Genomic DNA, 11775 nt, shown 5'->3' with positions numbered 1-11775 from the left:
ATGGGCATGCTTGCGGTCGTCGACGCACCTGACTGGTACGAAACCATCCGCATGGGCGACGGTGTCACGCTGATCCACGAGCCATGGATCAAACCGTTCTTCCGCTGTAATATGTGGCATGTGCGCGGTCGCGACCGCGACCTGCTGTTCGATACCGGGCTTGGCCATTTCAGCCTCAGGCGCCATGTGCCGCTGGTCAGCGAGCGCAAGCTCACCTGCGTCGCCAGCCACACGCATTTCGATCATATAGGCTGCCACCATGAATTTCCCGACCGCTGCGTGCACCGCGCCGAGGCGGAGATTCTGACCGATCCGCGCAACGAATGGACGGTGGCTGACCGCTACGCCAATGAAGAGATGTTCGATCGCCAGCCACAAGGTTGGGATACGGCGCGCTATCGCATCATGCCCGCCCCGGCGGACCGCCTGCTCGAACATGGCGATATCGTCGACCTCGGCGATCGCGCCTTCGAGGTGATCCACACGCCCGGCCATTCGCCAGGCGGTATCGCTCTGTACGAGAAGAAGACCCGCATCCTGCTTTCCGGCGACATCATCTATGACGGCCCGCTGATCGACGACGTCTACCATTCCGATATCGATGATTATTTGCAGACGCTGCTTGCCATGCGCGACCTCGACGTCTCGGTCGTGCATGGCGGCCATTTCCCGAGTTTCGGCAAGATGCGCTATCGCCAGCTGATCGACGAGTATCTGGCACAGAAACGCCAGGCCGGCTGCCATCTGCAACCACGCTCCTAACAATCAGCTTGTTTTGATCTACAGCGCCCTTTGCGGACAAGGCATTCCGGCAGCATCGCCGCAGCGCGAGGCCGTGGGCAAGGGCCTGAGGCTTGTTTCTTCCGAGCGGCGCACCAGTTCGGCGAAGACAAGCGCGAAGCTTCCCAGCACGACGGAGATGATGATCAGGCGTGTTACCAGCAATATGTTGGTCCCGGCTGGCGCGTGTCCCCGGAATCGGGCTCGACTCTCGAAGGATTCACGCACGATCAAAAGTGCCACAGCGTCTTTCGTATCCTGAAAGGCATAAAATCGCTGTGGGCGCCCCCACGCCACCATGCCGGCTAACATGATCGATGCGGCTTTACGAGAGTTTAAGCCCGGCCTTAACCATCACATTGGCTCGTTCCCTGATATGATTCGCGACTGCCGGTTCGAACCGCACGTCTGTGGGCTCTCTTTGCACACAGGCCCGCCCATGCTACCCCGGCCCAGCCGCCAACCGGTCACCGTCGGGGAGCCATGAGCAAAGCCGCCAACAGCATCGCCTTCGTCTCGTCCGGCACGCCTGACGCCAAAGCGGCGCTGGAAAGCCTGTCGGCGCGCTATGGCCAGCATTCGGTCGCGGAAGCCGATATCGTCGTGGCCCTGGGCGGCGACGGTTTCCTGCTGCAAACTTTGCGCGATACAATGGGAACCGGCAAAAAGGTCTACGGCATGAACCGTGGCACCATCGGCTTCCTGATGAACGAATATCGTTCCGGAGGTCTCGCCGAGCGCATCGCGGCCGCGGTCGCCGAAACGATCCGTCCGCTGGAGATGCAGGCCGTTACCTCGGATGGCGAAACCGTCTCGGCGCTGGCCATCAACGAAGTGGCGTTATGGCGCCAGTCCTATCAGACGGCCAAGATCCGCATCACCATAGATGACCAGGTACGGCTCGAGGAACTGAATTGCGACGGCGTGATGATCGCCACGCCGGCTGGCTCCACCGCCTACAATCTTTCGGCGCATGGGCCCATCCTGCCGCTCGACGCGCCGCTGCTGGCGCTTACCCCCGTCAGCCCGTTTCGCCCGCGCCGCTGGCGCGGCGCTTTGCTTTCCAACAAGGCGACCGTGCGCTTCGACATATTAGAGGCGGAAAAGCGGCCGGTGAACGCCGCCGCCGACCATACGGAGGTCAAGGCCGTAGCTTCCGTGACGGTGAGGGAATCTGCGACGGCGACCGCAACTTTGCTGTTCGATCCCAATCACTCGTGGAACGAACGCATACTGGCGGAACAGTTCCGTTATTGACCCGATATTGAGCCGGCGCGCGGATAAGCGGCCGGATCACACATAGTAATTAAGGTTACGACTTCACAATCGAGCCATTGCCGGCCGTTTGTGTTGACAAATCGCGGGCTTGCGCCTAGTTGCAGTGATGATCTTGCGGGCGCGCGGCGCCTGCCGCGACGGATGCCGTTGCGCTTCCCCGAACAGCCAAAGACAGCCAGAACTTGTCCTCAGACACCCAGACCGCTCAAGAAGCGTTGACTTTCGCGGACCTCGGCCTATCGCCGAAGGTCCTTTCCGCAGTCACCGACGCCGGCTACCTCAAGCCGACGCCGATCCAGGCCGGCGCCATTCCGCACGCGCTTCTGGGCAAGGATGTGCTTGGCATAGCACAGACCGGTACCGGCAAGACGGCCTCCTTCGTGCTGCCGATGCTGACACGACTGGAAAAGGGCCGCGCCCGCGCCCGCATGCCCCGCACGCTGATCCTGGAGCCGACCCGCGAGCTTGCGGCGCAGGTCGAGGAAAACTTCATCAAATACGGCAAGAACCACAAGCTCAACATCGCACTGCTGATCGGCGGCGTGTCGTTCGACGAACAGGACAAGAAACTGGAGCGTGGCGCCGACGTGCTCATCGCGACGCCCGGCCGCATGCTCGACCACCGCGAGCGCGGCAAGCTCTTGCTCAACGGCGTCGAGATCCTCGTCATCGACGAAGCCGATCGCATGCTCGACATGGGCTTCATTCCCGATATCGAGCGTATCTGCGAGATGATCCCCTTCACCCGGCAGACGCTGTTCTTCTCGGCGACGATGCCGCCCGAGATCACCAAGCTGACCGAAAAGTTCCTGCACGCGCCGGTGCGCGTCGAGGTTTCAAAGGCCGCCTCCGCCGCGACCAACATCATCCAGCGGCTGGTGAAGTCCGGTTCCAAACCCTGGGACAAGCGCGAGACGCTGCGCAACCTGATCAAGGCCGAGGATGCGGAGCTGAAGAACGCCATCATCTTCTGCAACCGCAAGATCGAGGTGTCGGAGCTGTTCCGCTCGCTGCTGAAATATGACTTCGACGCCGGCGCGCTGCATGGCGACATGGACCAGCGCGCGCGCATGCAGATGCTGGCCAATTTCCGCGACGGCAAGCTGCGGTATCTGGTCGCCTCCGACGTGGCCGCGCGCGGCCTCGACATTCCCGATGTCAGCCACGTCTTCAACTATGACGTCCCGATCCATGCCGAGGATTACGTCCACCGAATCGGCCGTACCGGCCGCGCCGGGCGCTCCGGAAAATCCTTCACCATCGCGACCAAGTCCGACACCAAGTACATCGACGCCATCGAACGGCTGATCGGCACCAAGATCGAGTGGCATGACGGTGACCTGTCGACGGTGGTGGCCAGCGAAGGCGAGGACGAAGCACCGCGCCGTGGCCGCGGTGCGCCGCGGCGCGCCGGCCGCAAGGACGACGACCGCAAGGACAGGGGCGAGCGCAAGAGAGGCGGACGCCAGGCCAAGCACGGCGAAGACGCGGCACCGGAAACCGTGCGCGAGGAACAGCCGGTCGCGACCGAGGAAACGGTCGCCGGCACTGGTGAGCGGCGCACGCGCAAGGACGCTATCCGCTCGGAAAATTCCGAGCGCAAGAGCTCCGCGGCGCGCAGCGAGCGACGTGCACCGGAGCGCGGCGACACCAGGCCGCAGCGCGATGACCGTCGCCCTGCCCGCAACCGAGAAGACGAAAACGACGCCACCGTTGGCTTCGGCGACGACATGCCGGCCTTCATGCGCATCGTCGCCAAGGGCTGACCGACGAGTGGTTCCAAGACAAGACGGCCATCCGGCTTGCCCTCCCGGCAAGCTCCTGGCTGGGCTGGCCGTTACATCGGCCCAGGCATCATCTTGGTCGGTTTCTCCAACATCGGAAACTCGGCCTTGTTGCATTTCACGTTCGGGTTCGTCGGACTGAACATGCCGTTCGGATTATCACCCAGCCAGGCGTGAAGATCGTAGTGGACGAACTCCCTCGGGATGAGCGGATAGTGTCCCTCCATCGGACCCATGAAGGTTTGGCCAAACAGCTTCGGTGGCTCTTTGACGTCCGGCGTCAGCGGCACAAGCCATTCCGCCCCGACCAGGCGCAGACCGTTTTTCGTCGGCTCGTAGATCAGCACATTGGGGCGCATCGGGTCGAGTTTTTGGCCGACACTTGGGACGTTGACGAAATGGATGCCCATGGCGCCTTTCGGGTAGTACATCGCTCCGGATATCTTTTCTCCGCTATAGTAGACGCAGCCGACCGTCGACAGATAAAGGTCGCGGACAGCCGCGGTGTAGTCCTCATATTTGGCGAGCGACTTTTTCAAGGCCTCGATGTCAGCTTTGTTGGCATCCTCGGCTCGAGCCGCCGCGACGCCCAACCATGCGCTTACAAGACCTGTTAAAGCGAAGACGCCGCAGCGCCCAAGGCTGGCTGTTCTTGTCATGCATTCCTCCCAGATTTTTTTGATCTGGCCGTGCAAGACCGAGGCTGAAAAAGAAAATGCTTATTGCGCGGCCAAGTGTACCGCCTCATCCCCTCCGGAACAGCGACGATGCTATTCCTTTCCATGGCTGCGGGAAAGCGGTTATTTAGGACTGGCTAATTCTCTGGCACGCCAATCTCAATCTGAGCGCGGCGGTCGCGGCCGGTGAAGCTGTTGCCGTCATCGCCGAGCGACACCACCGTTGGCTTCGGCGACGACACGCCGGCCTTCATGCGCATCGTTGCCAAGGTCTGATATCGTCGTGTGTTGCAAGGACGCGCGGCCTCGCCGAAGGTGGCGTGATGAAGCGTCTGGTGGAAGATTGGGTCTATGGTGGCGTGCTCGCCGGCCTCACCCTGTGCGTGGTGGCGATCGGGCTGGCTGCTCGATTGGAGACAGCCGAGCTCGCCGTCTTCCTGCTGATCCCGATTTACATGCTCCACCAATACGAGGAGCACGCCGAGGACCGGTTCCGGCTTTTCGTCAATAAGATGCTCGGCGGCGGGGCGCCGCTGCTTACCCGCTTCGATGTCTTTGTGATCAACGTACCGGGTGTATGGGGCATCTACTCCCTGGTTTTCACCCTCGCTGTCACGGTCAATGCCGGGATAGGGCTGATCGCCGCCTACACCACCCTGATCAACGCTTTGGTTCACGTCGCGCAGGCCATCAGGATGCGCAGCTACAACCCCGGGCTCATCACCGCAATTGTCTTGTTCGTACCCGCATCCATCTGGTCGATCCTGACGCTTTCCGGTTCGGGAACGGGCTTCCATATCCTTGGACTTGCGGTCGGGCTGCTCATTCATGGACTGATCGTTGCCCATGTCGTCCGGCGGCAGCGCCTGACCCAACGAGCGACGGTCGATAAGCCGACCTCACCGTAAGATCATGGAAGAACCCGGGGGCCGCAGGCCTGGCCGTCGGTCGCATTTTGCAAACAAAAAACGGCCCCTTGCGAGGCCGTTTTTGCATTCTGATCGATGCTGCTCAGGTGAGCGGCGAAAGCTGGATCTCGACGCGACGGTTTTGAGCGCGACCCTCGGCGGTGGCATTGGACGCTACCGGACGGGTCTTGCCGAATCCCGTGACGGCGAAGCGGCGCGAATCGACGCCCTGGCCAGCCAGGTAGTTGGCGACCGCCAGCGCGCGGCGCTGCGACAGATCGAAATTATGCTGGTCGCCGCCGGTCGAATCGGTATGGCCGAACACGTCGACCGTGGTCTGCTTGAACTTCTTCAGCACCAGCGCGACCGAATTCAGCACCTGGTAGAAGCCGGGCTTCACCGCATCCTGATCGACGTTGAAGGTGATATCGGACGGCATATTGAGGATGATCTGGTCGCCGGAGCGGGTGACGCTGACGCCTGTGCCCTCCAACTGCCGGCGCAGTTCGGCTTCGTTCTGGTCCATGGTGGCGCCGATGGCGCCGCCGGCCAGCGCCCCGATGCCGGCGCCGATCAGCGCGTTGCGACGATCATTGCCGCCCGCAAGCAGGCCAAGGCTGGCGCCGGCCAAGGCGCCGAGGCCGGCACCGGCCGCCGTGTTGGAAATTTTCTGGTCGCCGGTATACGGATCGGTGGTGGTGCAGGCGCTCACCAGCACAGCCGTCGCCACGACGACGAGCACGGTCTTCTTCATAGGATTGTCCCTCTCCAAGTCACGCCTTGCGATGGCGCCAAATCAGCCCTTCGCGCGACTTGTACCATGAAATGCGGCGAAAAGCGGAACGGGAAAACACCGGCAACGGCTTTTCCCCGGGGCACGATTTTCCCGATTGGGCGTCCAGGAATCTACCAGAGATTCTTGCCGTCGATGGCCACCACTTCGACCTTGTCCAGGTCGAAATCGTCGAACAACCGCGAGTTGACGCTGATCTTGGGATTGTCGAAATCCGGCTCTCCGCTCGACCAGTCCGGTGTTTCGGTGAAGGTCCCGCAGCCGCAGGTGTCGCAAAAACCGTGCTTAACGGTCTTCGATCCCCACTGATAGAAGGAAACATTCTTCTGCGGCGTGAGGAGTTTGAACTGCGCAGGAGTGTAGTAGGCCCAAAGCGAGCCGCGTTTCGAGCAGAACGAACAAGTGCACTGCGTCAGCGTCTGCGGCGCTTGCGAAACCTCGAATATCGTCGCCTTGCAGTGGCAGCTTCCCTTGATGGTCATGGACGTCACCTCTCCCTTGTCCGCCGCCCGCAGGCAACGCAACACAAAGGAGCGGTCCTGGCAACCGTCCGTCAGCAGGCCCCCGCCCATCGCGGTCCGGGCCGGTCGCCGCTGCGCCTTTCGGGCTTAGTAGGAACGCGGCGGCACGAACAGGCAGATCGTCTTACCCGCGTCGAGACCCGCTTGATGCGCGCACCAGTGGAATTCGCCGTCCGGGCTGTCCTTCACACGCTTATCGGTCATGGGGACAACTTCCCCCGTGCCGGCGATCACATAACCCTCGGGTTTTTCCAAAACCTCGCCCGTATGGGCCGTGCGGCAATCGTAGTTAGCGCAGCATGCGAATGGATAGCTCCAACCCAGCGGCTTCGCCGCTGTAGGCTTGGCGTCGTGGGCGAAGGCAGGCGCCATCGGCAACGCAATCGCTGCGATTGCAAGCAGGCAGAGCATGAGTCGGCCCACCGCGGCCCGAGCCGATTTTGATGGGGCAGCAGACATGGAAGCGCTCCTTTCGACGAGCATCAAGCGTTTCGCTTGCCCGTTCCTGAAACGTGTCTTCCCAGCGGCCGGATCGTCAGCAGGCATTTCTGCCGCGCCCGGCCATAGATGCTTTTGTCTCCCCTCGACCATGGATGGTGGGCCGATTTGTGAGTCGGCGCAAGAAACCACTGCATGCCGATGTCGCAGGCTGAATGCCGCGCATCGGCAACAGAAAACAGGCGCCGTCTCTCGATTGGATAGGCAGGCACAACCATGCCCAGCAGACGGGATCGCAGATAACGAGATTCAGCGAGAGAAGTTCCGGCCTATTCGCCAGCAGGTCCTGTGATCACGTGTTCGTCATACTGCGGCAGGCCGTCGCTGATCGTGTACCATGGCGCCTTGGAACCGACGAAGATATGCTCGGTCGGGCGGATGCTCGGGTTGTCGACGAGCGTTCCCATCGCGACATGGACGAAGGCGCCCTGGCGCACGACCGAATAGAGCAGCGAACCGCACCGCTTGCAGTGCGCGTCATGGCCGTTGTCGTCGCCGAAGACCAGCAACATGTCGTGGCCCTTGGTCAGGACAAACTTGGCGCGTTCGATGCCCGCGAAGGGCTTGAAAGCCGAACCTGTCGTGCGCCGGCAGTTCGAGCAATGGCAATTCGCCGCGTACAGGAACTCGTCAGCGACCGCATAGTGCACCGCGCCGCAGAAGCACTTTCCAACAAGCTTGCGAGCCATCATCCAATCCAAATGTGTGGCACTGTAGGCGCCGGCCCTAATCCAGGTCCGCCACCGCTTCCCCAGCACCACCCTCGATGCGTTGCGACAGCGAGGCTTCCATGAAGTCATCGAGGTCGCCATCGAGCACGCTCGACGGGCTGGTGCTTTCGACACCTGTGCGCAGATCCTTCACCAGCTGATAGGGCTGCAGCACGTAGGAGCGGATCTGGTGACCCCATCCAATGTCGCTCTTCGATGCTTCGGTGGCGTTGGCGACGGCTTCGCGCTTCTTCAGCTCTTCCTCGTAAAGCCGCGAGCGCAGCATCTCCCAGGCCTTTGCCCGATTTTTGTGCTGCGAACGTTCGGCCTGGCAGGCGACCGCTATGCCGGTGGCGAGATGGGTAATGCGCACCGCCGAATCGGTGGTGTTGACGTGCTGGCCGCCTGAACCGGACGAACGATAGGTGTCGATGCGCACGTCGGATTCGGAAACGTCGATCTCGATCGTATCGTCGATGACGGGATAGACCCAGACGCTGGCGAAGGATGTGTGCCGGCGCGCGTTGCTGTCATAGGGTGAAATGCGCACCAGGCGATGGACGCCGGATTCCGTCTTCAGCCAACCATAGGCATTGTGGCCCTTGATCAGCAGCGTCGCAGACTTGATGCCGGCCTCTTCGCCGTCATGCACTTCCAGCACCTCGACCTTGAAGCGGCGGCGCTCGGCCCAGCGCGTGTACATGCGCAGCAACATCGAGGCCCAGTCCTGGCTTTCGGTGCCGCCGGCGCCTGCGTGGATTTCGAGATAGGTGTCGTTGGCGTCGGCTTCGCCCGACAGCAGCGTCTCGACCTGGCGGGCCTTCGCCTCGCCTTGCATCGAGCGGATCGCTGCCTCAGCCTCGGCAACGACGCTCTCGTCGCCCTCTTCCTCGCCGAGTTCGATCAGGCCGATATTGTCTTCCAGCGCCTGGGTCAGGCCCCTGACCGCCGCGATGCCTTCCTCGAGGCCCTGGCGCTCGCGCATCAGCTTCTGCGCTTCCAGCGGTTCGTTCCAGAGGCTGGCGTCCTCGGCGCGGACGTTGAGATATTCAAGCCGCTTTATGGCCTGATCCCAGTCAAAGATGCCTCCTCAGCAGGGTAATTGCCTGCCTGATCTCGTCGACAATATTCTGCGTTTCCGCGCGCATGGCCTGATGTTTTATCCTGTTGCTGAAAGTGACGCCTGGTCGGCGCGATACATAGGGACGGCGCCGCCGCCTGTAAAGCAAATTGGACCGGCCCAATCCTGCATGCATACCCGTCAGTAGAGGCCGCCGCCGCCCGACTGGATGGCCTGGTTGGCCTGAGGCGACAGCGCGCCGCCGGAGGCATTGGACCCGTCGGCGCCCATGCCGATCACCCAATAGCTGTCGGCTGGCCCGGTGCCCGGCTTGAAGGCCTCGATGATGGTGCCGGGATCGCCCGAATTGGCCCGCATGCCGGTCTTGCGGTTGATGGCGACCAGATTCATGCCTTCGGGAACCTTGAAGTCGACATTGGGCGTGCCATCCAGCGCCACGCGCATGAAATCCTTGAAGATAGGAGCGGCGAGGCCGCCGCCGGTGGCGCCATGGCCAAGGCCGCGCGGCGTGTCGTAGCCCATATAGAGGCCGACGACGAGGTTTGGCGTGTAACCGATGAACCAGGCGTCCTTTTCGTCGTTGGTGGTGCCGGTCTTGCCGGCGATGTGGCGTCCGAGCTCGGCGATGGTGGCGCCGGTGCCGCGCTGGACGACGCCTTCCATCATCGAGGTGATCTGGTAGGCGGTCATCGGATCGAGAACCTGTTCGGAATTATCGACAAGCTCAGGTTCGGGCTGGTTCTGCCATTCGGCCGCGTTGCAGCCTTCGCAGCCGCGTTCGTCCTGCTTGAAGACGGTCTTGCCGTAGCGGTCCTGGATACGGTCGATCAATGTCGGCTTGATCGACTTGCCGCCATTGGCCATGATCGAATAGGCCGAAACCATGCGCATCACCGTCGTCTCGCCGGAGCCCAGCGCCATCGGCAAATACGGCGCCAGATGGTCATAGACGCCGAAGCGCTCGGCGTATTCGACGACCAGCTTCATGCCCATGTCGTTGGCGAGGCGCACAGTCATCAGATTGCGCGACTTTTCGATGCCGGAGCGCAGGGTCGCCGGACCGGCGACCGTGCCGTCGTAGTTCTTCGGCGTCCAGGTCGTGTTGCCGCTCTGGATGGTAATCGGCCCGTCCATGATCACCGACGCCGGCGTATAGCCATTGTCGAGCGCCGCGGAATAGACGATCGGCTTGAACGAAGAGCCGGGCTGGCGCATGGCCTGGGTGGCGCGGTTGAACTCCGACTGCGCGTAGGAGAAGCCGCCGACCATGGCCAGCACGCGGCCGGTGTGTGGATCCATGGCGATCAGGCCGCCTTCCACTTCGGGGACCTGGCGCAGGCTGTAGGCGTCGTCGGAGCCTTCGTTCTTCTGGACGAAGACGACGTCGCCCGGCTTCAGCACATCGGCCGGCGACTTGGCCCTGACCGTCTTGCCGCCGACCACATGGCGCATGGCAAAGCCCATGTCTTCCTTGCTGACGGTGCCTTCGACGCGCTCCTTGACGATGTCGCCCGACGCCTGGCGTGCCGGCTGCAAGCCAATCGACAGGCCGGATGCCGAACTGTCGAGCACGACTGCGAGCTTCCATTCGGGAACGTCTTCCAGTCCCTTCACATTGCCCAGCGGCACACCCCAGTCGCCGGACACGTCGATCGTCTTTAGCGGCCCGCGGTAGCCGCGCAGCGTGTCGTATTTGATCAAGCCGTTCTGCATCGCCTTGCGGGCGATGAGCTGGATCTTCGGGTCGAGCGTGGTGCGGACGGACAGGCCGCCTTCATAGAGCGCGTTCTCGCCGTAGCGGGCGATGATCTGGCGGCGCACCTCCTCGGTGAAGTATTCGCCGGCGAACAGATAGGTGCCGTTGCGGCGCGGTGTGACGCCGAGGGGCTCCGCCTTGGCCTTGTCGCCTTCCTCGCGCGTAACGTAGCCGTTCTCGACCATCTGGTCGATGACCCAGTTGCGGCGCTCAAGCGCGCGGTCGGCATGCTTGAAGGGGTGATAATTGTTCGGCCCCTTGGGCAGCGAGGCCAGATAGGCGGCCTCGGCCACGGTCAGCTCGTTCACCGACTTGTCGAAATAAGTGAGCGCGGCACCCGCCACGCCATAGGCGCCGAAACCGAAGAAGATTTCGTTGAGGTAGAGTTCGAGAATGCGGTCCTTGGAATAGGCCTGCTCGATGCGGAAGGCGAGGATCATTTCCTTGATCTTGCGCTCGTAGGTCTGGTCCGAGGTCAGCAGAAAATTCTTCGCCACCTGCTGGGTGATCGTCGAGGCGCCAACCTGACGCCTGCCCGAGCCGAAATTCTGCAGGTTGACGATGATAGCGCGGCCCAGGCCGGTCACGTCAATGCCGGGGTGGTTGTAGAAATTCTTGTCCTCGGCCGACAGGAAGGCCGCCTTAACGCGGTCGGGGATGGCCTGGATCGGCAAATACAGGCGCCGTTCGCGCGCGTACTCGGCCATCAGCGCGCCGTCCGAGGCATGGATTCGGGTGGTCACCGGCGGCTCGTACTTGGCCAGCACCTCATAGTCGGGCAGATCCTTGGACAAATGCCCGATATAGATGGCAACCCCCGCCGCGACCAGCAGGGCCAGCGTCGTGCCGATACCGAAGAAATAGCCAATGAGACGAATCATGCCCGCTCCAGTCCTTGGTTCGGGAATTTCCTAAACGAAGCCGCCTTCCGCGCAAGCATTCGAGCCGGTCCCAACCCGTAATCGAAAACCCATGTCGCTACCATGTGG

13 protein-coding genes are annotated in these 11775 nt (G+C 62.2%); 4 read left to right on the top strand and 9 right to left on the bottom strand.

Annotated elements, in window-relative coordinates; genetic code table 11:
* Nucleotides 1–762 carry an MBL fold metallo-hydrolase gene (locus FJ973_RS28490; protein WP_140558696.1) on the top strand — a complete coding sequence of 254 codons (762 nt, stop codon included), beginning with the start codon at nt 1–3 and terminating at the stop codon, nt 760–762.
* Between the two features lie 18 nt (nt 763–780).
* Here FJ973_RS28490 and FJ973_RS31060 read toward each other — a convergent pair whose 3' ends face one another.
* On the bottom strand, nt 781–945 hold the full coding sequence (locus tag FJ973_RS31060) for a hypothetical protein (RefSeq protein ID WP_181167386.1): 165 nt from the start codon (nt 943–945) through the stop codon (nt 781–783).
* A 318-nt stretch (nt 946–1263) separates the two neighbouring features.
* On the opposite strand from FJ973_RS31060, the gene FJ973_RS28485 reads away from it, so the two are divergent.
* Together FJ973_RS28485 and FJ973_RS28480 are read left to right on the top strand one after the other, a co-directional pair.
* Entirely contained in the window at nt 1264–2037 is a 774-nt protein-coding gene (locus FJ973_RS28485) for an NAD kinase (RefSeq protein ID WP_140558695.1), read from the top strand.
* Nucleotides 2038–2240: 203 nt separating this feature from the next.
* Nucleotides 2241–3824 carry a DEAD/DEAH box helicase gene (locus FJ973_RS28480; protein WP_181167385.1) on the top strand — a complete coding sequence of 528 codons (1584 nt, stop codon included), beginning with the start codon at nt 2241–2243 and terminating at the stop codon, nt 3822–3824.
* A gap of 71 nt (nt 3825–3895) precedes the next feature.
* Here the strand turns inward: FJ973_RS28480 and FJ973_RS28475 are convergent, their stop codons facing one another.
* Nucleotides 3896–4501 (bottom strand): hypothetical protein, encoded by a 606-nt coding sequence (locus FJ973_RS28475; protein WP_140494984.1) that lies wholly within the window; start codon nt 4499–4501, stop codon nt 3896–3898.
* Nucleotides 4502–4656: 155 nt separating this feature from the next.
* On the bottom strand, nt 4657–4788 hold the full coding sequence (locus FJ973_RS31655; protein ID WP_263483010.1) for a hypothetical protein: 132 nt from the start codon (nt 4786–4788) through the stop codon (nt 4657–4659).
* A gap of 54 nt (nt 4789–4842) precedes the next feature.
* Between FJ973_RS31655 and FJ973_RS28470 the strand changes: the two genes are divergently transcribed.
* A complete protein-coding gene (locus FJ973_RS28470; protein ID WP_210239750.1) occupies nt 4843–5427 on the top strand; it encodes an HXXEE domain-containing protein in 585 nt (194 codons plus the stop codon).
* Between the two features lie 103 nt (nt 5428–5530).
* Here the strand turns inward: FJ973_RS28470 and FJ973_RS28465 are convergent, their stop codons facing one another.
* The 6 genes from FJ973_RS28465 to FJ973_RS28440 form a co-directional block, all read right to left on the bottom strand.
* Complete coding sequence (locus tag FJ973_RS28465) at nt 5531–6181, bottom strand: OmpA family protein (protein ID WP_140493627.1); 651 nt, start codon at nt 6179–6181, stop codon at nt 5531–5533.
* 152 nt (nt 6182–6333) lie between these two features.
* Nucleotides 6334–6702: a GFA family protein gene (locus FJ973_RS28460; RefSeq protein ID WP_140493629.1), complete on the bottom strand. Its 369-nt coding sequence runs from the start codon at nt 6700–6702 to the stop codon at nt 6334–6336.
* Between the two features lie 126 nt (nt 6703–6828).
* Nucleotides 6829–7200, bottom strand: a complete 372-nt coding sequence (locus tag FJ973_RS28455; protein WP_140493631.1) for a hypothetical protein — start codon at nt 7198–7200, stop codon at nt 6829–6831.
* A 308-nt stretch (nt 7201–7508) separates the two neighbouring features.
* A complete protein-coding gene (locus FJ973_RS28450) occupies nt 7509–7928 on the bottom strand; it encodes a GFA family protein (protein ID WP_140517633.1) in 420 nt (139 codons plus the stop codon).
* 37 nt (nt 7929–7965) lie between these two features.
* Nucleotides 7966–9097 (bottom strand): peptide chain release factor 2 gene (prfB, locus tag FJ973_RS28445; RefSeq protein ID WP_140493636.1). Its coding sequence is split into 2 segments (ribosomal slippage): nt 7966–9030 and nt 9032–9097, totalling 1131 coding nucleotides; the frame shifts between segments, so codons are not numbered across the junction.
* A 113-nt stretch (nt 9098–9210) separates the two neighbouring features.
* Complete coding sequence (locus FJ973_RS28440) at nt 9211–11667, bottom strand: penicillin-binding protein 1A (protein WP_140493638.1); 2457 nt, start codon at nt 11665–11667, stop codon at nt 9211–9213.
* Nucleotides 11668–11775 lie beyond the last annotated feature (108 nt).

The organism is Mesorhizobium sp. B2-1-3 (assembly GCF_006442495.1).
Taxonomy (GTDB): domain Bacteria; phylum Pseudomonadota; class Alphaproteobacteria; order Rhizobiales; family Rhizobiaceae; genus Mesorhizobium.
This window is presented reverse-complemented; position numbering and strand designations above follow the sequence as displayed.